Source organism: Microcoleus sp. D3_18_C4 (assembly GCF_036702355.1).
In the GTDB taxonomy this organism is placed as follows: Bacteria; Cyanobacteriota; Cyanobacteriia; order Cyanobacteriales; family Microcoleaceae; genus Microcoleus.
Genome location: NZ_JAUBTF010000013.1, coordinates 121,936 through 142,419 on the forward strand (window position 1 = coordinate 121,936; position 20,484 = coordinate 142,419).

23 protein-coding genes, 3 rRNA genes and 1 pseudogene are annotated in these 20,484 nt (G+C 45.6%); 14 read left to right on the plus strand and 13 right to left on the minus strand.

Features of this window, described 5'->3' with window-relative positions; all coding sequences use genetic code 11:
* Positions 1-17 precede the first annotated feature (17 nt).
* Positions 18-227 carry a DUF2997 domain-containing protein gene (locus QUA90_RS09345; protein WP_015176940.1) on the minus strand — a complete coding sequence of 70 codons (210 nt, stop codon included), beginning with the start codon at positions 225-227 and terminating at the stop codon, positions 18-20.
* Positions 228-602: 375 nt separating this feature from the next.
* Positions 603-1,460, minus strand: coding sequence for an ABC transporter permease (locus QUA90_RS09350; protein ID WP_333445107.1), 858 nt, complete (start codon positions 1,458-1,460; stop codon positions 603-605).
* Positions 1,461-1,702: 242 nt separating this feature from the next.
* On the opposite strand from QUA90_RS09350, the gene QUA90_RS09355 reads away from it, so the two are divergent.
* Together QUA90_RS09355 and QUA90_RS09360 are read left to right on the plus strand one after the other, a co-directional pair.
* Positions 1,703-3,031, plus strand: a complete 1,329-nt coding sequence (locus QUA90_RS09355) for a pitrilysin family protein (protein ID WP_333445109.1) — start codon at positions 1,703-1,705, stop codon at positions 3,029-3,031.
* Positions 3,032-3,517: 486 nt separating this feature from the next.
* Positions 3,518-4,546, plus strand: a complete 1,029-nt coding sequence (locus QUA90_RS09360) for a C39 family peptidase (RefSeq protein WP_333445111.1) — start codon at positions 3,518-3,520, stop codon at positions 4,544-4,546.
* A 216-nt stretch (positions 4,547-4,762) separates the two neighbouring features.
* Here QUA90_RS09360 and nadC read toward each other — a convergent pair whose 3' ends face one another.
* Positions 4,763-5,623: a carboxylating nicotinate-nucleotide diphosphorylase gene (gene nadC, locus QUA90_RS09365; RefSeq protein WP_333445113.1), complete on the minus strand. Its 861-nt coding sequence runs from the start codon at positions 5,621-5,623 to the stop codon at positions 4,763-4,765.
* Positions 5,624-5,757: 134 nt separating this feature from the next.
* On the opposite strand from nadC, the gene QUA90_RS09370 reads away from it, so the two are divergent.
* From QUA90_RS09370 to QUA90_RS09395, 6 genes and pseudogenes are all read left to right on the plus strand, one after another.
* Complete coding sequence (locus QUA90_RS09370) at positions 5,758-5,949, plus strand: hypothetical protein (RefSeq protein ID WP_333445115.1); 192 nt, start codon at positions 5,758-5,760, stop codon at positions 5,947-5,949.
* Positions 5,950-6,047: 98 nt separating this feature from the next.
* Entirely contained in the window at positions 6,048-6,554 is a 507-nt protein-coding gene (locus tag QUA90_RS09375; protein ID WP_333445116.1) for a hypothetical protein, read from the plus strand.
* A gap of 30 nt (positions 6,555-6,584) precedes the next feature.
* Positions 6,585-7,265 (plus strand): hypothetical protein, encoded by a 681-nt coding sequence (locus QUA90_RS09380; RefSeq protein WP_333445118.1) that lies wholly within the window; start codon positions 6,585-6,587, stop codon positions 7,263-7,265.
* A gap of 207 nt (positions 7,266-7,472) precedes the next feature.
* Complete coding sequence (locus tag QUA90_RS09385) at positions 7,473-7,664, plus strand: hypothetical protein (RefSeq protein WP_333445120.1); 192 nt, start codon at positions 7,473-7,475, stop codon at positions 7,662-7,664.
* 88 nt (positions 7,665-7,752) lie between these two features.
* A pseudogene (locus tag QUA90_RS09390) lies at positions 7,753-8,226 on the plus strand (type II toxin-antitoxin system VapC family toxin).
* 3 nt (positions 8,227-8,229) lie between these two features.
* A complete protein-coding gene (locus QUA90_RS09395; protein ID WP_333383819.1) occupies positions 8,230-8,427 on the plus strand; it encodes a hypothetical protein in 198 nt (65 codons plus the stop codon).
* A gap of 93 nt (positions 8,428-8,520) precedes the next feature.
* Here QUA90_RS09395 and rrf (QUA90_RS09400) read toward each other — a convergent pair.
* From rrf (QUA90_RS09400) to sufR, 7 genes are all read right to left on the minus strand, one after another.
* A 5S ribosomal RNA gene (gene rrf / locus QUA90_RS09400) occupies positions 8,521-8,637 on the minus strand.
* A gap of 228 nt (positions 8,638-8,865) precedes the next feature.
* On the minus strand, positions 8,866-9,039 hold the full coding sequence (locus QUA90_RS09405) for a hypothetical protein (protein WP_333383816.1): 174 nt from the start codon (positions 9,037-9,039) through the stop codon (positions 8,866-8,868).
* A gap of 134 nt (positions 9,040-9,173) precedes the next feature.
* A 5S ribosomal RNA gene (gene rrf, locus QUA90_RS09410) occupies positions 9,174-9,290 on the minus strand.
* Between the two features lie 196 nt (positions 9,291-9,486).
* The gene (locus QUA90_RS09415) at positions 9,487-9,663 is read right to left on the minus strand and encodes a hypothetical protein (protein WP_333383814.1); all 177 of its coding nucleotides are present in this window, start codon (positions 9,661-9,663) and stop codon (positions 9,487-9,489) included.
* A gap of 218 nt (positions 9,664-9,881) precedes the next feature.
* Positions 9,882-9,998: ribosomal RNA gene (gene rrf / locus QUA90_RS09420) — 5S ribosomal RNA — on the minus strand.
* Between the two features lie 196 nt (positions 9,999-10,194).
* The gene (locus tag QUA90_RS09425) at positions 10,195-10,602 is read right to left on the minus strand and encodes a hypothetical protein (protein WP_333445123.1); all 408 of its coding nucleotides are present in this window, start codon (positions 10,600-10,602) and stop codon (positions 10,195-10,197) included.
* A 109-nt stretch (positions 10,603-10,711) separates the two neighbouring features.
* Positions 10,712-11,410 (minus strand): iron-sulfur cluster biosynthesis transcriptional regulator SufR, encoded by a 699-nt coding sequence (sufR, locus tag QUA90_RS09430; RefSeq protein WP_333323290.1) that lies wholly within the window; start codon positions 11,408-11,410, stop codon positions 10,712-10,714.
* A gap of 188 nt (positions 11,411-11,598) precedes the next feature.
* On the opposite strand from sufR, the gene sufB reads away from it, so the two are divergent.
* The 4 genes from sufB (at position 11,599) to QUA90_RS09450 (ending at position 16,905) form a co-directional block, all read left to right on the plus strand.
* On the plus strand, positions 11,599-13,041 hold the full coding sequence (sufB, locus tag QUA90_RS09435; protein ID WP_333445125.1) for a Fe-S cluster assembly protein SufB: 1,443 nt from the start codon (positions 11,599-11,601) through the stop codon (positions 13,039-13,041).
* Between the two features lie 291 nt (positions 13,042-13,332).
* Positions 13,333-14,124, plus strand: coding sequence for a Fe-S cluster assembly ATPase SufC (gene sufC, locus QUA90_RS09440; protein ID WP_333445127.1), 792 nt, complete (start codon positions 13,333-13,335; stop codon positions 14,122-14,124).
* The gene (gene sufD, locus QUA90_RS09445) at positions 14,121-15,476 is read left to right on the plus strand and encodes a Fe-S cluster assembly protein SufD (RefSeq protein WP_333445129.1); all 1,356 of its coding nucleotides are present in this window, start codon (positions 14,121-14,123) and stop codon (positions 15,474-15,476) included. The genes sufC and sufD overlap by 4 nt, the downstream gene beginning before the upstream one ends.
* 166 nt (positions 15,477-15,642) lie before the next feature.
* Positions 15,643-16,905 (plus strand): SufS family cysteine desulfurase, encoded by a 1,263-nt coding sequence (locus QUA90_RS09450; RefSeq protein WP_333445131.1) that lies wholly within the window; start codon positions 15,643-15,645, stop codon positions 16,903-16,905.
* Between the two features lie 171 nt (positions 16,906-17,076).
* On the opposite strand, the gene QUA90_RS09455 is transcribed toward QUA90_RS09450, so the two are convergent.
* Positions 17,077-17,901, minus strand: a complete 825-nt coding sequence (locus tag QUA90_RS09455) for an NAD-dependent epimerase/dehydratase family protein (protein ID WP_333445133.1) — start codon at positions 17,899-17,901, stop codon at positions 17,077-17,079.
* Between the two features lie 112 nt (positions 17,902-18,013).
* Here QUA90_RS09455 and QUA90_RS09460 point away from each other — a divergent pair, with 112 nt between their 5' ends.
* Positions 18,014-18,868 carry a DUF1232 domain-containing protein gene (locus tag QUA90_RS09460; RefSeq protein WP_333445135.1) on the plus strand — a complete coding sequence of 285 codons (855 nt, stop codon included), beginning with the start codon at positions 18,014-18,016 and terminating at the stop codon, positions 18,866-18,868.
* 157 nt (positions 18,869-19,025) lie between these two features.
* Here QUA90_RS09460 and QUA90_RS09465 read toward each other — a convergent pair whose 3' ends face one another.
* Positions 19,026-19,340 carry a zinc ribbon domain-containing protein gene (locus QUA90_RS09465; RefSeq protein ID WP_333323301.1) on the minus strand — a complete coding sequence of 105 codons (315 nt, stop codon included), beginning with the start codon at positions 19,338-19,340 and terminating at the stop codon, positions 19,026-19,028.
* A 144-nt stretch (positions 19,341-19,484) separates the two neighbouring features.
* Complete coding sequence (locus QUA90_RS09470; protein WP_333383803.1) at positions 19,485-19,637, minus strand: hypothetical protein; 153 nt, start codon at positions 19,635-19,637, stop codon at positions 19,485-19,487.
* A gap of 72 nt (positions 19,638-19,709) precedes the next feature.
* Here QUA90_RS09470 and QUA90_RS09475 point away from each other — a divergent pair, with 72 nt between their 5' ends.
* Positions 19,710-20,291, plus strand: coding sequence for a hypothetical protein (locus tag QUA90_RS09475; RefSeq protein ID WP_333084571.1), 582 nt, complete (start codon positions 19,710-19,712; stop codon positions 20,289-20,291).
* Positions 20,292-20,484: the final 193 nt, after the last annotated feature.

A 20,484-nucleotide genomic window follows, 5' to 3' on the forward strand; every position in this document is an offset into this window, starting at 1 on the left:
TGAACTCAACAAAAAAATTACCAATCGCTAAAAGCCACTTGGGCTGTCGCTTCGGCTGACTGATGCAGCGCTTGCGTGAAATATTCAGATGTTGACTCTTGATGAAGCACCACGCCGAGCTGAGCTTCAATTGCAGCCGTTACCTCAGCGCAGGAAGCACCGACAATGCCGGTGACTGTTTCCTGTACGCGGCCATCTGGATAGATCACAAACTCTAGTGTTTCCATAATCCGGGCTGACTGAATAGGAATAGTGAGACCAGACACCGACACCAGCAAGCCAGGGACGATGCCTCCTGAAGTAGCTTCTTGAGAGTTGGCTGACTGACAAAGCGCTATATCAATTTTGACGAATTGATAGGTTTTGAGTCACAACTTAACAGAACTTATTAATATGTAGAAGCAATACATCAGTTGTATGTAAAGTTTCGCGTAGATCGTGACAGCAGTCAAGTCAGTCTATTTGATGAGATTTGAGATTGGAGAGTCAGGAAGAAGGAAGAGGGGATGAACCGCAGAGGGCGCAGAGGGCGCAGAGGGAAGAAGGCAGAAGGTAAAAGGCAGAAGGCAAAACGAAAAAGTATAAATTCCCCCACTCCCTCTCTAATTCCCTCTGGGATCTAAAACGTCTCGCAGGCCATCGCCCAAAAGGTTGAAACCAAGAACAGTCAAGGTAATCAGCAAACCTGGAAACACGATCGTCCAAGGAGAAGAAAGAGCGTATCCGCCCTTAAAAGCATCAGAAAGCATCGTCCCCAACTCAGGAACCGGCGGCTGTGCGCCCAAACCCAAAAAACCCAAACCAGCAGCTTCTAGTGTCGCCGTACCAGTCGAAAGAGTTGCTTGTACAACTAGAGGCGCCAGACTTCCCGGCAAAATGTGGCGAAAAATAATCCGCAAGTCGCTGGCGCCCAAGGCCTTGACAGCCAAAACAAATTCTTGTTCCCGCAGAGACAGCACCATACTGCGAGTTAAGCGGATGTAAATCGGAATTTGCACGAGGCTGACAGCGATAATTACACTTTGCAGGCTCGGCCCGGTGACCGTAACAACGCCGATCGCCAGTAAAATCGAAGGAAAAGCTAGCAAAATATCCGCCAAAGTGCCGATCGCAATTTCCAGCAACCCCCGAAAATACCCGGCCACCAGCCCCAAAAGCGCTCCCAAAATTAAACCCACACCCACAGAAACCAGGCTGACGAGTAAAGATATTCCCAATCCGTGCCACACCCGCACTAACAAATCTCGCCCCAAACCGTCGGTGCCCAACCAATGCTTAGCGCTAGGAGCCACTAAGCGCGACAAATAATCTCGATCAACCGCCGGATCGTAAGGAGCAAGTACGGGGGCTAACAGTGCCAATATCATCAGCGCTACAGTCAAAATTAAGCCGATTTTCCCCGAAGTTGATCGCCAAAATCGTTGAAAAGCTGCTTGTGGAAATACTAAGTTGTTATTCAATCTTCGATTTTCCATCGAATGCTGTCACCAAAAAAACTGAGGACTTGGGCAACTATTAGGATAAATTAACGATCGCGCTCGCAGAAATACGTTAACAGGACTTGCTCTAGGGAGACGAAAAACTCGGTGCGTGCATTACCCTCCATACCCAAAGTCGCATTTTTTGCCCCAAATGCCCAATGCCTGAGCTCTTCCTTAAAGACCCTTTAAGATATAGAGAACAAGATAAATTTAAAAGCCAAATGACATCAACCCTGCTCAAAACCTCAGCCCGATCGCCCCTCAACGCCCCAACAATCCGCCATTTCCCCAACGGCCTCACCGTTATAGCCGAACACTTGCCGGTTGATGCTGTTAACCTCAGCGTGTGGCTCAATTTAGGCTCAGCCGTCGAACCCGACAACATTAACGGCATGGCTCACTTTTTAGAACACATGATTTTTAAGGGAACTCCGAGCATTCCCAGTGGCGAATTTGAGCGCGCGATCGAGCAGCGCGGCGCTGTCACCAATGCAGCCACCAGCCAAGATTACACTAACTATTACATCACCACAGCTCCTAAAGATTTTGCCGAACTAGCTCCCCTGCAAGTCGATGTGTTGCTCAACGCCAGCATTCCCGACGACGCCTTTGATCGCGAACGGCTGGTAGTCTTAGAAGAAATTAGACGATCGGAAGATAATCCCCGCCGCCGCACCTATCAGCGATCGATGGAATTAGCGTTTGAAGTTTTGCCCTACAAGCGACCGGTACTCGGCCCGACTGCGGTAATCGAACAGTTGACAGCCCAACAAATGCGGGATTTCCACAGCAGCAGATATCACCCAGGGGCCATGACAGCCGTAGCTGTCGGCAATTTGCCTGTCGAGCAACTAATAGAAATTGTCGCAGACAGTTTTGCAGCAAAAAGTACAGCACAAAACAACAAAATAAATGTGCCTGCTGTCGGCAAATTTCACCCAGAACCCCAACTCCTGAACTACGGCCAAGAATCGCCGTTTACAGAAACAGTCCGCCGCGAATTTGTAGACTCTGCCCTTCAGCAAGCCCGATTGATCGTGATGTGGCGAGTGCCAGGTTTCATGGAAATGTCCGAAACTTATGCCCTGGACGTTTTGGCGACAATATTGGGTCACGGCCGCACAACTCGCTTAGTTCAGGATTTGCGCGAAGAAAAAGGGCTAGTGTCGTCAATTTCAGTCAGCAACATGACTCAGCGACTCGGTGGCATCTTCTCGATTTCCGCTCAACTACCGACAGAAAACTTGGCAGCAGTGGAAGCTGCGATCGTCCAACACATCCGCACTCTCCAAACCGAACTGGTGACAGATGCCGAAATTTCCCGCATCCGCACTCAAGTAGCAAATCGGTTTATCTTTGGTAACGAAACTCCGAGCGATCGAGCAAGTTTGTACGGTTACTATCAGTCGATGGTAGGAGATATCGCTCCCGCCCTCAACTATGCCGCCTGCATCCAAGCTCAGACTGCCGAGGATCTCCGAGAAGCCGCCGTCAAATATCTCTCTCCCGACGCAATGGGTGTTGTGGTAATTCGCCCCGACGAAGCATAAATCTGACTTCGCCTCAACAGGGGAATTCTGCCATCCCTCTGCTTTTGAGCCATCCAACTGCCTTCGCCATTCGGCAGAAACAATGTCAAGGCGCACCAGGGATTTTTAGTCAATAGTGCGTGAAATTCGATCGGCCCGCGCCTTGAAGGTTTTGTATCAAATAATTAATATGAAGCCTTTAAGGTACGTGCGATCGGCAAAATTACCGTAATTTGATGAGACGATAAACAGGGAATTATTGACGAGCCAGCAATTTAGTCTAGGGAAACCGGGTTTATCGGCGATCGTAATTCTAAAATCTAAAATCTAAAATCTAAAATCTAAAATCGGTTGATCGGCAAAATTACCGTAATTTTATGAGACGATAAACTGGGAATTATTGAGGAGCAAGCAATTTAGTCTAGGGAAACCGGATTGATCGGCATCGTAATTCTAAAATCTAAAATCTAAAATCTAAAATCGATTGACAGGGGCACGGACGCAAGCATGAAATTACAAAACTTTCTCAACTCAAACATTAGGTACGATGCCAAAGCAATCGCTGCAGACGACGAACTCAGTGCCCAAATTCAAAGCCGCCTCATTGACCTGGGTTTACTGAAGCCTCCCGTAGACGGAATTTTTGGCCCTCTCTCTACCGCCACCCTCCACCGATTTCAAACTCTGATGAAGTGCGGCGAAGCGGGTTTTTTGGGAGCAGTCACAGCCAAAAAGCTGATTGAAACCAAACCAGAGGAGATTCCCACACATCCCCTGATCCTGAAAACGCTCAGAGACACTATTTTTAAATCAAAACCGCTGGCGTCTTCTCAACTTCAGGACTCGGAAAAACAAGTAATACCAGCCGGAAAAGAGTTTGAAATCTTGGCTTTTGCCCCGGCTCGCGGTCACATCAGAGTTGCTCTCCGCAACGAGTCTTTCAAAGATTCAGGAATTTGGTATGTTTTCGGAGCACACGCTCAAGTTACTCAAGACAGCGTTCTGTTTTATCCCAAACCGAATCCCCCAACAGTCAGGCTTGGCATTCCTTATCTATCGCAACTGGATAACTTGAATAATCCTACAGGTTCTTGCAATGTAACTTCAATAGCGATGTGTCTGGACTTTTTGAGAGTGCCGCGGCGCAAACAAACCGGGCAATATGAAGATGAACTTTACGAATATGCGATCGCCAAAGGTTACAGTCGCTGGGACCCCTACGATTTAGCAAAGATTGTTAGAGATTACGGCGCTCAAGATTTCTTTACCGAGAATGCAACTATTGATGACGTTCAAGATTGGCTCGCCACCGGAAATCCTGCTGTCATCCACGGATACTTTACGTCTTTCGGTCACATTATAGTTGCATCAGGCTACGACAGCGAGGGATTCTTCGTCCACGATCCCTATGGTGAGTGGTTAGGAAGTGGCTACGATACAAGTGTCAGCGGTGCCTACTTGCACTATCCCTATCGCTTAATCCGCAGCGTGTGTATGCCTGACGGGAATTTTTGGGTTCATTTTATCTCTAAGTAATTGGGAATGGGGAATGGGGAATTGGGAATTGAAAATTAGCCTTGTTACTACTGACTAATGATACTAAATCCGGGTTCATTAACTTCTTTATCACTAAGCGGTTGAAACCGCTACCAACGCGAGCACACAAAGGAATTCCGGGCAACGCGAGACTAAGAGATCAAGAGAGTATTTAACCCTGATTTGATATCACAACAGTCAACAGTCAACAGTCAACTAACTATTAATTTTCATGCTCAAATCCAGCCAAGTCGATCGCGTAATCGGAGCACTGGTAGAAATATAGTCAACTCCGGTTTCGGCTACACTTCTAATTGTTTCTAAAGTAACATTGCCGGAAGCTTCTATTTTTACCGGATCACTCTTTTGGCGAATTATGGCGACAGCCTGCCGCATCAAATCAAAGGACATATTATCTAACATGATAATATCGGCTTTGTGCTGCAAAGCTGTTTCTACTTCGGCGAGAGTTTCGGTTTCGACTTCGATCGTCAGCGGATAGGGGATAGAATTGCGAATTAGGGCGATCGCCTCTGCAATTCCTCCAGCCGCCGCAATGTGATTGTCTTTAATCATCACCGCGTCATCTAATCCCATCCGGTGATTGCAAGCACCGCCGACTTGAGTTGCGTATTTTTCCAACAATCTCAACCCCGGCGTTGTCTTGCGCGTATCCACTAATTGCACTGGCAAATCGGCAATTCTGTCAACATATTTCTGAGTTAAAGTAGCGATGCCGCTCAAACGCATTGCCAAGTTTAATGCTACTCTTTCTCCGGTTAGCAGCGCCTCGAAATTGCCGGAAATCTCGGCGATTACTTCTTCTTTTTCGCACAGTTTCCCTTCCGGTACTTGGGGGATGAAACTGAGGCTGCTATCTAAAAGTTTAAATGTGCGATCGGCAATTGGCAATCCGGCTATGACTCCAGCTTCTTTGACAATCCATTTAGCCTTACCCTGGATGCTGTTTGCGGGAAATAAGGCCGATGTTGTGCGATCGCCCCTACCGATATCTTCTAGTAGCCAGTTGTGCAATAGGGAGTCTAAAACTATCCAAGGCGGTAATATTGCTGTCATGTTTTTGTCAGTTGTTATATCAAGATCATATCTACTAGGAAGAATAGTCGATCGGGGGATTTTAGGCAAGTTGCAAAATAATGAGGGTGTCAGTGCGATCGCAATTTGGGAGGCGGGGGCGATCGGGCTAGATCATGGGGTATTCTGTTGCTGATATTTGGTGTTGGTGCTTTAATGGAGTTGATGGGTATCGATCGCAAGTAGAAACCATGATACAGCCAGTAATTTTAGAAAAATTAGCAGAACTTCCTGAGCCTCTTCAGACAGAAGTGCTTTATTATGAAGTTGTGAGTCGGAGCGGTGTGCTCGCACTCGTAAATTTGTAGCGTGTATAAGTTTACGTAATTTCGCTGAGGCTTTATCCTAAAATTTTATTACAATTAGGTAGGACAAGTTATGTAGCAGCCAGTATCAGGAGTTACAGATGAACAATCAAAATTTATCTCCAGGACAAGCAAATTTAAAACTTGCACTTTGGAATGCAGAAGCTGAGTCAATAAAAAGTAGTGAAGTATACGCGCAACTTCAAGAGCTTGGGCTTCCCAAAGAATTTATCAGTCGATTGCATGAGCTAATTACCTTTACAAAAAAGGTTGGAGGTAAAGTTTTTGCTGTTGGAAAAATTGTGCTGCTAAAAATTCTTAAGTTCGTTAAGGCTCATCCATTTTTAGTAGTCGGTGCTGGGATAGGTGCTGTAGTTGGGGCTGCTATTGCAGGTTTAATAACTTCAATACCATTTTTAGGGCAAGTTTTAGTTCCGGTGGCAGCAGCATTGGGAATAACTGTTACTGTAATGGGTGCAGTGGTTGGGCATAGACTAGACAAACAATTTCCAAACGTGGGTGAAGATGTTGGTGAAATTGTTCAACATTTCTTTTCTCTGTTTGCAGACGTATTCAATACTGTATTTCGTAACGTTATTACTGCTTAATCTCCAACCTGAAATTACTGAGATTTAATAATGTCTAACAAGCAAGAATTGACGAAAGAACAACTGCTCAAACTAATTGAAGAACTAAAGAATAATCCGAGTGATGGAGTGGGACTTATTGCTGATGCTGGAGTGACTGCATTAGGCGCTGGTGGAGCAGGAGCAGCAGCAGCAATTTTAGGGTCAACCACAGCTTCCATACCTATTTTCACAGCCGTAACAGGTCTTGGTATGCTTGTAGCTGCTCCTGCTGCCCTCGTTGCGGGTGCTGCTGTAGTTGGCGGAGCCACTGTATATGGTGTATCGAGATTCATCAAAGATGGTGGCTTTCATGAAGGTAAACGCAAGCAGTTATTGAATGAGTATGAAGAACAGTTAAGAGAAGTTGAAGCTAAAGAGAGACGGTCTAACTTTGATGAGCAGGATAAGACAAGATTTTATTTGGTGCTGAAAGAAGCAGTCACCAATAATTTAATTAGTCCTGACGATGCTCATCAATTGGTGCAATCGTTAGAAAATGGTCATATTTCCCTTAGTGAAGTCTATGAACTTTTAGAGCAACTTTTTTCAGATAGCCCAATAACTCAACCTATAAAAGTAGTTATTGCTTGTCCAAATTGTTCTCAAAAGCTACGCGCTCCAAGTAATTTAGGACAACTGAATTTAAGCTGTCCCAAATGCAAGCATAGTTGGTCCTGTGTTCCCAAGTAATATTTCGAGCGAGCAAAGGTTACTAGCCGCGGCTCACCTTTGCCGTTAGAAAACTAGGAAAGATGCGATCGCCCACTGTTGACTGCTAAGATTAAGGGCGATCGCTTGTTATGATTGTATTAAAATAAAAACGACTGGAATGGGCAATTATTATGACTATTCCTAATATTACGATCGTCCTTATTGCAGCCACTTCCAGAATCATTCTTGCCAGAAGTCAGTGACTTCCTCGACTTTGTGATGCACAAGCACCAAAATAGAATAGCTGAACCCCAACTCCCAGACGATATTGCCAAAGCTTGGGCAAAATGGTTCGAGGAAGTCGATCGCTTGGAAGTAATGACTAATGAGCCTGAGAGCGAATATCAGCAAGTCCTACTCAACAAGTATCGGCAATAAGGTTTAGAGCTATGATCCTATGCGATGCAGGAGTTTTACAACGAGGAATGGTTGGGTTTAAAATGAAGAGGCTATCAACCTATCCCGTATGAGTGAAACCCTCTACATTGAAACCAGCATCTTGGGCTACCTCACAGCTCGATCGACCAAAAACCTAATCCTGGCTGCCAATATCGAGGTCACAAAAGATTGGTGGGAGTATCGCCGCAGTGCTTTCACACTGTACATCTCACAGGCTGTCCTAAACGAGGTAGCACAAGGAGACGCAGAGATTGCGGTTCAACCTATGGAACTCCTTCGCGGTGTTCCATTGCTGGAATGAGATCGAGCTGTCCGAGACTTAGCCGCACAATTTCTTGCACGCAGCAATCTTCCCCCTAAAGCACATATCGATGCAATTCACATTGCAGCAGCAACCGTTCACGGTTTGGATTACCTGTTAACCTGGAACTGCAAGCATATCGCAAACGCTCAAATCCAGGGAAAACTTGCAGAAATCAGCTTTGATTGCGGGTACGAATTACCGATTCTTTGTACGCCTTATGAATTACTAGGAAATTAATTTATGCTGACAGATGAAATCGTAGAAGAAATTCACAAAATTCGTGAAGAGTATGCCAAGTCTTTCAATTATGACTTCTTGGACGCAATATTTGCCGACTTGGAGAAGAAACAAGCTGAAAGTGGCAGAGAAGTTGTGAAATTGCCGCCAAAGCGCCTTCTAGCAGGGCGTTGGAGCAGACGGGGCAAAAATAGTATGTGAAAATATTATGTGAAAATATTATGTGAAAATATTATGTGAAAAAACTAAAGCCCTTTTCCGTTGTTGCGGGAAAAGAGCTTTAATTTATTATTAACCTGGCACTGAGCTATTTTACCGGGCAGTGACCCGCCGAGTATCTTCGCCATAGCAACGTTTAACAACCGAGTTCGGGATGGATCGGAGTGGTTCCATTACATCATAAGCACCAGGAAAGCTTTGAAAACTTTTAATCCTGTGTCTGCGTTCAGTTTGATGCGCTGCATCTCTTTTGCTCGACTTAATTACCTTATCAAGTTTTCCCCTGTCTGTCAACCCCAAAGTCAAAACTTTTTTTCGATCGCCCGAAACAGCTCGAATTATTTGGGTTTCAGGCCGGGTTTGTGAGTTAAAGACCGATCGACCTTTCACTCACAAATCCAAAAAAGTCGCCTCGACACCCTACTCTCTGCGAATCTTCCCGTCCTTCACAAACCACGCCACAACCTGCTTAACTGTTAATTGTTCGATCGCCCCTCCCGATTCTGTCGCAATTTGCCTCTCATGCCGCAAAGACGCAATTACCAAATTCGTAAAAAAGTTTTCCTTCCTCGCATCAAGTTCGATCGACCACAAATCTGCTGCTGGCCCAGAATATTGAGATTTCTACAAAGGGCCCTAGACGAGCTTTTGTGTAGATGAGTAATAATTCACCAAAAAACTAAAGCCCTTTTCCGTTGTTGCGGGAAAAGAGCTTTAATTTATTATTAACCTGGCACTGAGCTATTTTACCGGGCAGTGACCCGCCGAGTATCTTCGCCATAGCAACGTTTAACAACCGAGTTCGGGATGGATCGGAGTGGTTCCATTACATCATAAGCACCAGGAAAGCTTTGAAAACTTTTAATCCTGTGTCTGCGTTTTGTTTGATGCGCTGCATCTCTTTCGCTCGACTTAATTACTGTATCAAGTTTGCCTTTGTCTGTCAACCCCTTTATCAAAACTTTTTTTCGAGCGCCCGAAACCGCCCCCAATAGCCGAGTTTGACGTATTATTTGCCAGTGTTGCCGATCGACCTTTAACTCACAAGTCCAAAAAAGCCGCCTCGGTTCCCTGTTCTGTGGGAATCTTCCCGTCCTTCACAAACCACGCCACAACCTGCTTAACTGTTAATTGTTCGATCGCCCTTTCGGCTTCTGTCGCAATTTGCCTCAAAGGCAGCAAAGACGCCACCACCAAATTCGTAAAAAAGTTTTCCAAAGTAGCATCAAGTTCGAGCGACCCAAAATCTGCTGCTGGCCCAGAATATTTAGATTTCTACAAAACTGGCACCAAAGACATCTCTAACAATTCTTGTGGGGAGTATAGTTTAGGCATCCTGTGGCCCAAGACTTGCTGTTGTGTAGATGCCTAATCACTCACCAAAAAACTAAAGCCCTTTTCCGTTGTTGCGGGAAAAGAGCTTTAATTTATTATTAACCTGGCACTGAGCTATTTTACCGGGCAGTGACCCGCCGAGTATCTTCGCCATAGCAACGTTTAACAACCGAGTTCGGGATGGATCGGAGTGGTTCCATTACATCATAAGCACCAGGAAAGCTTTGAAAACTTTTAATCCTGTGTCTGCGTTCAGTTTGATGCGCTGCATCTCTTTCGCTCGACTTAATTACCTTATCAAGTTTTCCTTTGTCTGTCAACCCCTTTATCAAAACTTTTTTTCGAGCGCCCGAAACAGCCCCCAATAGCCGAGTTTGACGTATTATTGGCCAGATGGGCCGATCGACCTTTAACTCACAAGTCCAAAAACGCCGCCTCGGTTCCCTGTTCTCTGCGAATCTTCCCGTCCTTCTCAAACCACGCCACGACCTGCTTAACTGTTAATTGTTCGATCGCCCCTCCCGATTCTGTCGCAATTTGCCTCAAAGGCCGCAAAGACGCAATTACCAAATTCGTAAAAAAGTTTTCAAAACTCGCATCAAGTTCGAGCGACCCTTTAATACTCTCATCATTCTTAATCCAATCCATCACCTGCCCATTAGTCACCTCAGCCACCGGCAAACCCCTCTCCTCAGAAATTTGCTTGAGCACCCTCAAAGCATAAATTGCCAGCCGTGCCGAAAACTTCTCCTTCGACGACAGCAGCGCCATATCAACTTCGGCACACTCTTCCGGCTTTAAAAAATCTGCTAGCGGTTCCATATATTAAAAATTGGTAATTGCTAATCGGTAATTGGTAATCCCTGACATCCGTGACATCCGTTACACTCATCCGTTGCCGAACTTTCATCCGTGACATCCGTGACATCCGTTAGAAAATCCGTTGCCGAACTTCTTCATTCTTCTTTGCAATCAAATAACCGCAGCGGTGTTCCCCATCAATAATCCAGTGAGTCCGCTCTACAATGCAATCCGGCAAAACCGCTGCAAACATTTCCAACTCATTACCGCAGACACTCGGAAAAGTTTCAGCAACATTAGAAATCGCGCAGTTGTGTTCCATCAACACAAATCGATCGCCCAAACCCGCGCGATCGCACATCCCAACCTCTACCGATTCTACAGGATAACACTCAGCCATATAACCTTCAGCCCTGCGGAGTTCCATTAGCTTAGTCACCCGCTCTTCCAGCGAACCCGCACCCACCAGCCGCCGATACTCCGTCGCCTTGCGCTGCCACTGTTTTCGCAGGATAGTAATCACTTGCTCGCGGCCGACGGTTTCCGCCAAAGTATCCAAGAAAGAGACTGCAAAATCGCCGTAACGATTCGGGAATCGATCGCGCCCCAAACTGGTAAGCTCATAAATGTGCTGCGGCCGCCCCATCCCAGCCTGAACCGACTGATACTGAATCAGCCCCTCCGCTTCCAAATCCTTCAAGTGACGGCGAATTGCCTGCGGGCTGATATCCAAAGACTCCGCCAACTCAATAGCCGTCCCCTGCCCCACCTTGAGCAAATATTGCAGGATGTCTTGTTTCGTGGAAGTCTGCTGAGTAGTCTCCATCATCTTCACAAAAAATTATTAATTTGACTTTGACAATATCACTATTGTTAATGTAGCTTAAAATATAGTAAAGCAACCAAATTGTTGTTTAACTTCCCAGAGCAGTCCAGCAGAACTCGCTCAAGCCCAGACAGGCATTGCCCAGTCTGCCATCCAGAGAGCATTATCTAGAACACTGAACACGCAAAATAATGAGTTCTACCACAGTCAAAACCTTAGTCAACCAGCCCTACAAATACGGTTTCGTCACCGACATCGAGTCAGACACCATCCCCCGCGGCTTGAGCGAAGATGTAGTCCGCCTGATTTCCGCCAAGAAAAACGAACCGGAATTCATGCTGCAATTCCGCCTCAAAGCATACCGCAAGTGGCTGACAATGACCGAGCCCACCTGGCCCCACGTCCACTATCCCGCGATCGACTACCAACAAATTATCTACTATTCCGCGCCCAAACAAAAGCCCAAAAAGCTCAACAGTTTGGATGAAGTTGATCCGACACTCCTAGAAACCTTCGAGAAACTCGGCATTCCCCTCTCCGAACAAAAACGGCTGGGAAATGTCGCCGTCGATGCCGTTTTCGACAGCGTTTCAATTGCCACAACATTTAGAGAAAAGTTAGCCAAAGATGGCGTTATTTTCTGTTCCATTTCTGAAGCCGTCAAAGATTATCCCGAATTAATAGAAAAATATCTCGGCAGCGTCGTACCAGTCGGCGATAACTTTTTCGCAGCCCTCAACTCCGCCGTATTCAGCGACGGTTCCTTCGTTTACATTCCCAAAGGCGTCAAATGTCCGATGGAATTGTCCACCTATTTCCGCATCAACAACGGAGATTCCGGCCAGTTCGAGCGCACCTTAATTGTCGCAGAAGAAAACAGTTCTGTGTCTTACCTCGAAGGCTGTACCGCCCCCATGTTTGACACCAACCAACTGCACGCCGCCGTCGTGGAATTGGTAACAATGGACAATGCCGACATCAAATATTCCACAGTGCAAAACTGGTACGCTGGCGACGCCAACGGCAAAGGCGGCATTTACAACTTCGTGACTAAGCGCGGTTTGTGTCAGGGAGTAAATTCTAAGATTTCTTGGACACAAGTAGAAACTGGTTCCGCGATTACTTGGAAATATCCCAGTTGCGTGTTAGTCGGCGACAACTCGGTAGGCGAATTCTACTCGGTAGCGCTGACAAACAACAAACAGCAAGCTGACACCGGCACCAAAATGATCCACGTTGGTAAAAACACTCGCAGCACGATTATTTCTAAGGGAATTTCTGCGGGTAATTCATCCAACAGCTATCGCGGTTTGGTGAAAATGGGGCCGAATGCTAAAGGCTCTCGCAATTACTCTCAGTGCGATTCCATGTTGATTGGCGACAACGCTCAAGCGAATACTTTCCCTTATATTCAAGTGCAGAACCATACTGCTAAAGTGGAACATGAAGCTTCTACTTCTAAGATTGGGGAAGAGCAATTGTTCTTCTTCGCACAGCGGGGAATTTCCGCAGAAAATGCTATTTCGATGATGATTAGCGGTTTCTGTAAAGATGTTTTCAATCAGTTACCGATGGAATTTGCGGCGGAAGCTGATAAGCTGTTGAGTTTGAAACTCGAAGGAAGTGTCGGATAATTTTCGCGGGCAAGAAACCCTTCCAGGCCGAGTCCATTGGTGACAACTTAAGCCCACCGTCCGCCAGGGAATGAATTCCCTGGCTAATAGCTAAAGTCCTCTAAAGAGGACTAATGAGTTTAAAAATTTTCTTCTCAGTCCTCTTCAGAGGACTTAAGCTTTGAGACAGGGAATTCATTCCCTGGCGGACTATCGGTTTAACCTTAAATTGTCACCAATGGGTACAGCCTAGGAACGAGAAGAACGAGAAGAAAAAACTGTAAAGTGCATTGAGGAAAAGGAAAAAAATAGATGATTGTTGAAAATAGTCAAGTGGTGCTATCCGTCCGCGATTTAACTGCGAATGTGGAAGATACCCAAATCCTTAAGGGTTTGAATCTGGAAATTAAATCGGGTGAAATTCACGCGATTATGGGCCCGAACGGTTCGGGAAAAAGCACTTTATCCAAAATATTAGCTGGTCATCCTGCTTATACGGTAACGGGCGGAGAAGTTACTTTTTTGGGTCAAAATTTGCTGGAATTACCGCCGGAAGAACGTTCTCTGGCTGGCGTATTCCTAGCTTTCCAATATCCTTTAGAAATTCCCGGCGTTAGCAATCTGGATTTCTTGCGCGTGGCTTACAATTCTCACCGCAAACATCGCGGCTTGGAAGAATTGGATGCTTTTGATTTCCAAGATTTAATCGAGGAAAAGCTAGATATTGTCAAGATGAATGATTCTTTTTTAGGCCGCAGCGTAAATGAGGGTTTTTCCGGTGGCGAGAAAAAGCGGAATGAAATTTTACAAATGGCGTTGTTGGAACCGAAATTAGCTATTTTGGACGAGACTGATTCGGGTTTGGATATCGATGCTCTCAAGATTGTCGCCGGCGGTGTGAATCATTTGTCAAATGCTGAAAATTCGATGTTGGTGATTACTCACTATCAGCGGTTGTTGAATTACATTATTCCTGATTTTATTCACGTCATGGAAGCCGGCCGAATTATCTTGACTGGCCCGAAAGAGTTGGCGCTGGAATTGGAAGAGCGCGGTTATGACTGGGTTGTGGAAGAGGAAGCAGCAGGAGTAGGCGCGCGATGATGAATACGCAAGTTGCTAGTAGGGAAATGTTTTTGACTGATTTGGTGAATCAGTGCGGCAAGTTGGAGGCTGCTAATAGCAAAAGTGCGGCCTACGGGTTGCAGGATTTGCGGGATGCGGCGACTGAATACGTGCTTGCTTCGAGTTTTCCGACGGTGAGGGATGAGGAATGGCGCTTTACTGATTTGTCGTCGGTGTTGCAAATTCCTTTTCATATACCCCAGAGCAATCAGTCAAAAGTTAAGCTGGCTGATATCATTATGCCAGTGAAAAATCGGGATGATTTACCATTAAGATTGGTATTTGTCAACGGTTTTTATGCACCGGATTTATCAACGGTGAATTTGCCGAATTTGCCGTTAGCGGAGCCCTCGAAGAGGATCGACTTTTACGCAGGTAATCTATCCAATGTACCCGAAAAATATCAAGGGCGCATCAGCGATGTTTTGAGCAAGCACAGACAGCAAACCGAGGTGTTTACGGCGCTGAATACTGCGGGTTTGGCTGATTCTGCGGTGGTGTTCGTGCCGGCCAATATGTCGATCGACCTTCCGATTCACTTGCTGTTCCTGACAGCACCAGGTACATCTCCCACCATCTGCCAGCCGCACTGCTTAGTCATAGCTGAGCCTGGAAGCAATGTGACGCTGGTTGAGGATTACACAACTATCGGAAATGTCGCTGCATTTACGAATGCTGTAACCGATGTTATGGTCGGCGAAAATGCTACTGTGAATCACGTTCGGCTTCAGCGGGAAGGTGGGGAAGTTGTTCATATCGGCAAAAGTGCGATCGAGCAATCTCGTAATAGCCGTTATACTTGCCATGCTATCAGCTTGGGAGGCAAAATATCGCGGCACAATTTAGAAGTATTTCAGCGCGGCGAAGCCACTGAAACAACTCTAAATGGTTTAACCGTAGCCTTTGGTGAACAGTTATCAGACACTCACAGTGTAATCGATTTCAATCACCCTCACGGTACAAGCCGCCAATTGCACAAGTGCATTATCGGTAACAAAGCTCGCGCTGTATTTAACGGCAAAGTTTTCGTTCGCAAAGCCGCACAATTGACAGATGCCGGACAGTTAAGCCGGAATTTGTTGCTGTCGCCGAGAGCTCGCGTAGATACCAAACCGCAGTTAGAAATTGTCGCCGACAACGTTAAATGTTCCCACGGTGCAACTGTCAGTCAATTAGAAGATGATGAACTTTTCTACTTGCAAAGTCGCGGTTTGGATTTAGAAAGAAGTCGCTATTTGCTAATCGATGCTTTCGCGGCGGAAATGCTCAATCAATTACCGATTCTGGGCGTGGCAAAAATGCTTTCTACCTGTGTGGCTATCCAAGGATAACTCATAAAGATGAGGACACAGAGGACACAGCAGTGCTGTGTCCCTACAACATCTTGCACCATTTATAACAGCCTGTAGGGGCGGGTTTCACGAATAATAATTGCCTAAAACCAACAATCTCGTAAACCCGCCCCCACCCAACGACAAATCACTAACTTCAAAAAATATGACACTTATTCAAGAAAAAACACTTGCCTCAAAAGTTCGTGGCGACTTCCCAATTTTGAATGAAAAAGTAAATGGTAAACCGCTAGTTTATTTAGACAATGCAGCTACCTCTCAAAAACCCCTAGCTGTACTCAACGCTTGGCGTGATTACTACGGACAATATAATGCAAACGTGCACCGCGGCGCTCACACTCTCAGCGCCAAAGCCACTGATGCTTACGAAGGTGCTAGAGACAAAGTTGCGGAGTTTGTAAATGCGGCATCGCGGCAAGAAATTGTTTACACTCGCAACGCCACCGAAGCGATTAATTTGGTTGCTTATTCTTGGGGTTTGAGCAATCTGCAAGCCGGAGACGAAATTATCCTGTCGGTGATGGAACACCACAGCAATCTCGTTCCCTGGCAAATGATTGCTCAAAGAACCGGTGCGGTGCTGAAGTTTGTCGAGTTAACGGAAACTAACGAGTTTGATTTGGAACAGTTTAAAACCCTGATTTCCCATAAAACAAAATTGGTGTCAACCGTTCACGTTTCTAATACTTTGGGCTGCATCAGTCCAGTAAAAGAAATCTGCAAAATTGCCCACACTTACGGTGCAAGAGTTTTAATAGATGCTTGCCAAAGCGTGCCGCACATGATAGTAGATGTGCAAGCAATAGATTGCGATTGGCTGGTTGCTTCCGGTCACAAAATGTGCGCTCCGACTGGCATCGGTTTTCTGTACGGTAAACTGGACTTGCTGAGAGAAATGCCTCCGTTTTTCGGCGGTGGCGAGATGATTGCTGACGTGTTTCTCGATTATTCCACCTATGCCGATTTGCCGCACAAATTTGAAGCCGGAACGCCTGCAATCGGCGAGGCGATCGCCCTTGGTGCAGCAATCGATTATCTTAGTAACATTGGCATGGATAAGATTCACGCTTGCGAAGCTGAATTGACTGCTTATATGTTCCAACAATTGCGGCAAATTCCCGAAATCAAAATTTACGGCCCGCAACCAGACAGCAACGGCGAAGGTAGGGCAGCTTTGGCGGCATTTACTGCGGGAGAAATTCACCCTCAAGACTTGTCTACCATGTTAGATCAGGAGGGAGTCGCCATTCGTTCCGGGCATCACTGCACGCAAGCTTTGCACCGCTATTTGAATATTTCATCTACTGCGCGGGCGAGTTTGTATTTTTACAATACTCGCGAGGAGATTGATGTGTTTGTGAAAGCGTTGAAAGAGACGATAGACTTTTTTGCTGGGATTATGGGATAAGTTAATTAGTGCTTGAAATGGCTTTTTTTGAACCGCAGATGTCGGCAGATGAACACGGATGAACGCAGATGAAGAAAAAATCTAAATCTGTCAACATCGCTCTTTCTTCATCCGCGTTCATCCGCGTCTATCCGCCTGCATCTGCGGTAAAGAAAAAGAGCGATCGCCCAACTAAAAATCCCTAATCTCAGGATGAACAAATTGATAACCAGCCGCCTTAATCTTTTGATTCGACACCCTAGCATTATAAGGCCGCACGCTAGGGCTTCCATCCCAAGAAACTTTAGGCAAATTATTAGCTTCAAAAATGCGATCGAGCAATTCACCACTGGATAGCGACACATCCCCGACTAAATTGTAAATTCCCTGCAATCGATTTTCCAAAGCAAAGGTTAACCCCCCAACAATATCATCCCGATGCACCCAATTAGTAGCATCTTCCCCCCTACCGGGACGAGTGCTACCAGCCCAGCCTCCAAAGATTTTAACTAATTCTCGCCCAGGCCCATAAATTCCTCCCAAACGGAGAATGCAGACTTGAAGATTGGGGCTAGATGCTGCTAATAAAACCCGTTCTGTTTCTGCGAGAATTTCACCATTTGGATTAGCCGGTGCGACGGGTGATTCTTCATTTACCAATTCACCTTGGCGATCACCATACACAGAATAAGTACCCGTATAAATTACCTGCTTGATTGTCGGTATCTGCTTTAAAACCGATACTAAAGTTGTCGCAGTATCTAAATAACTTTCCCGATAAGCCTGAGAATTTGGAGCACCCACGCACAGCATAACAGCATCTTGTTCTTGCAATACAGCCGTCATGGCATCTTTGTCACTTCCTTTGAGCACGGCTACCCGCTGCGCGACCCCCTCCAACTCAACTACTCGCGTCGCCGTGGTAGTTGTCGCCGTCACGGTACAATCAGATTTGCCGCGTAAATGTTTGGCTGTCGCAGTACCCACATAGCCGCAGCCGACGATCGCAACTTTCATAAAAAATTCTCCTTTGTTTCATGCTGTCTAAAATTATTGCCGGTTTCTGAAATCATGGCGCGCTGAGTTTTGTGGTAAAATGCAAAGCGTCCTTATCAATCGGAGTAGCATCATGTCCGAGAGAGATATTTTTGCCACATCCTCAGAAAGCGAACTTTTAGCTTTTTATGGTTCTTTGTTTGCGCTCGCAGCCGCCGATGGTTCCGTTGATATTGACGAACTAGATTTGTTGTTTAAAACCATAAATTTAGACAAGTTTTCTGACTCCGCAAAAACTCAAATCCAATCCTACACAGCCAGTCCCCCATCACTCAGCGACTGTTTGCAAACACTCAGCAAGTCAGAAGAAGCGCTGCGTTTGGGAGTCATGTATTTTTTAATTAACATTGTTGGGGCAAATAAGACGCTGCATCCTGCAGAAAGCGAGGCGATCCAATCCGCCAAAAAACTGCTGGCGGTTTCTGACTTGCAAATCCAAGCCATGCAGGAATTTATCGCAGACCTGAAACAAATACGAGAGGCCGCGCCCAATAAAAATCAGGCATCAGCCTCCTTCAATTCTGCTGTTTCTCAGCTCAAAAATAAGGGCATTCCTCTCGATTTGATCGACCGAAAAGGAACCACAACAAACCTCAGCCACCCCAAAATTAACTATTCCGATGAAAGTTTTTGGACTAAACTTAAAAACTTTGCTTTAACCGCAGGAAGAGAAGTAGTTGAAAAAGCTTTGATTCTATACTATACGGCTCAGAACCCAAAGGTGCCTGCTTGGGCAAAAGGAGTTGTAGTTGGAGCTTTGACCTATTTTATATCTCCTGTCGATGCCATTCCCGATATATTAGTCGGCATCGGATTTACAGACGATTTGGGAGTATTGCTGGCGGCAATAGCTACTGTTTCAGTATACATTAATGCTGATACTAAAGAACAAGCCAAACAAAAAATGAAAGATTGGTTTGGTCAATAATATTATGTCCGGTTGAGCGTTTTGTGGTGTCGGCATCAGACTAATATAATCTGAATAATAAGCTGTTTTTAATAGATCAAATAAAGGACACTGCGCTGCCGTGTCCCTACATAATATCTGTAATTCACTCAACTGAAAACTTGATAATTATGGATTCTCAGTCTTTAATCGGCTTACCATCTCGATTGACAATACGGCTTTCACCATCCTTAGCCGTGACATTTTCATAAACCCCTTCATCCCGCTTCACGTACTTGCTGAAACCCGAATTTTTATAATCGGTGTCGGATGTCGGCTTCATCAACCTCGGAGCGCTCAGCAGTCGGCGTACCGGAGCATCTGGGGGAGTGTCACCGGGCTCGCACTTAGCCAACTCGCACAGTTGGGCCCAAGTCGAAACTTCCAGGTTCATGCTGTGCCAAACTTCTAACTGCTGGTTGTTTTCGGGACACAAATAATCGTATACAGGCATACTAAGAATCTCGTTTGCAACTACTAAAATTACTAATTGCACGGTTATTGAGAATATTATAGCTCAACATTACTAAGAATTCAAGCCCAACAATCAAACTTTACTATTTTTAACGGTTGTTGAAACCATAAATCAGCTATATTATTAACCCTGTGTGCTTGCTCCCGGATGCGATCGAGACAAAGCCCAAAAGTACGCTACCCTGAAATCTTCTGACTCGATCGCACGATCGCACGATCGACGGTTAGCAAATGCCCGCAAGACTTCCCTCAATGCCGTCACAGGATTGATCATCATTTTCAGACTGTACGCCAATCACACATTCTAAGTTTCAATTTTATTTATTTACTCACCAGCGAGGATTTACCGATGAGCGATTTCAAAGTTACGCCAGAAGTAGAGCTGAACACAGCTCAAATGTTGGAGCGATACCAACTGCAAGATGAAACAACTCTGCGGCGTTGGGCAAAACTGCACGGCATTAACAGCACTCGTGGTTTCTTCTATCCCAGTGAAGTAGATTTGATGGATCACGCTCACCACCATCTCTACAATTTGGGAATGAGCATTGCGGATTACCAAAGTCTTTTAGATCGGCGCCGCAGCCATTCCCAGACACCGGGCGACCAAAATAAAACAGTAGCAAGTCAAGTTGCTGACGAAGCATACGATGCCATAGAAACGCTAACCGATCAGTATGCTGAAGCTATTGATTTAATGGGAGAACGTATAGCAGACCATTTCATCGATGAACTCGATTTATCTGTGATGAGGCACCTTTCTAAAAAAGTGCAAGACCGGCGCACTCTCAACGGTCAAACCAAAAAGCCTAACCGTTTTCTCCAAGTGATTAAAGCCGTGTTGCAACCGAGCAGCGAAAATACGCTTCTGGTTCCGAAAAAAGAGGATGACTCTAGTTTAGAATTAGAACAACATCACCGCCTCGGCTAGTAGCCGATTTTTTTGAAAGACTAAGAGACTTTTTGTTCAATTTACTGGTAAATTTTACTAAAAAGCAGACTCGATCCCTCCCCTTGTCAAGGGGAGGAAGCAAGAGTCACATTTTTTATACAGCAAATTCCATGTAAATGTGGTACACTACATTCAGTACATCAGCAGAAAAAATGAAAGCTTATTCGATCGA

Bases quoted from the DNA above. Each gene is read 5' to 3' on its own strand.
- QUA90_RS09345 (WP_015176940.1), bottom strand. From the start codon at position 227: ATGGAAACACTAGAGTTTGTGATCTATCCAGATGGCCGCGTACAGGAA.
- QUA90_RS09355 (WP_333445109.1), top strand. From the start codon at position 1,703: ATGACATCAACCCTGCTCAAAACCTCAGCCCGATCGCCCCTCAACGCC.
- QUA90_RS09360 (WP_333445111.1), top strand. From the start codon at position 3,518: ATGAAATTACAAAACTTTCTCAACTCAAACATTAGGTACGATGCCAAA.
- nadC (WP_333445113.1), bottom strand. From the start codon at position 5,623: ATGACAGCAATATTACCGCCTTGGATAGTTTTAGACTCCCTATTGCAC.
- QUA90_RS09370 (WP_333445115.1), top strand. From the start codon at position 5,758: ATGGGGTATTCTGTTGCTGATATTTGGTGTTGGTGCTTTAATGGAGTT.
- QUA90_RS09375 (WP_333445116.1), top strand. From the start codon at position 6,048: ATGAACAATCAAAATTTATCTCCAGGACAAGCAAATTTAAAACTTGCA.
- QUA90_RS09380 (WP_333445118.1), top strand. From the start codon at position 6,585: ATGTCTAACAAGCAAGAATTGACGAAAGAACAACTGCTCAAACTAATT.
- QUA90_RS09395 (WP_333383819.1), top strand. From the start codon at position 8,230: ATGCTGACAGATGAAATCGTAGAAGAAATTCACAAAATTCGTGAAGAG.
- QUA90_RS09425 (WP_333445123.1), bottom strand. From the start codon at position 10,602: ATGGAACCGCTAGCAGATTTTTTAAAGCCGGAAGAGTGTGCCGAAGTT.
- sufR (WP_333323290.1), bottom strand. From the start codon at position 11,410: ATGATGGAGACTACTCAGCAGACTTCCACGAAACAAGACATCCTGCAA.
- sufB (WP_333445125.1), top strand. From the start codon at position 11,599: ATGAGTTCTACCACAGTCAAAACCTTAGTCAACCAGCCCTACAAATAC.
- sufC (WP_333445127.1), top strand. From the start codon at position 13,333: ATGATTGTTGAAAATAGTCAAGTGGTGCTATCCGTCCGCGATTTAACT.
- sufD (WP_333445129.1), top strand. From the start codon at position 14,121: ATGATGAATACGCAAGTTGCTAGTAGGGAAATGTTTTTGACTGATTTG.
- QUA90_RS09450 (WP_333445131.1), top strand. From the start codon at position 15,643: ATGACACTTATTCAAGAAAAAACACTTGCCTCAAAAGTTCGTGGCGAC.
- QUA90_RS09455 (WP_333445133.1), bottom strand. From the start codon at position 17,901: ATGAAAGTTGCGATCGTCGGCTGCGGCTATGTGGGTACTGCGACAGCC.
- QUA90_RS09460 (WP_333445135.1), top strand. From the start codon at position 18,014: ATGTCCGAGAGAGATATTTTTGCCACATCCTCAGAAAGCGAACTTTTA.
- QUA90_RS09465 (WP_333323301.1), bottom strand. From the start codon at position 19,340: ATGCCTGTATACGATTATTTGTGTCCCGAAAACAACCAGCAGTTAGAA.
- QUA90_RS09470 (WP_333383803.1), bottom strand. From the start codon at position 19,637: ATGATGATCAATCCTGTGACGGCATTGAGGGAAGTCTTGCGGGCATTT.
- QUA90_RS09475 (WP_333084571.1), top strand. From the start codon at position 19,710: ATGAGCGATTTCAAAGTTACGCCAGAAGTAGAGCTGAACACAGCTCAA.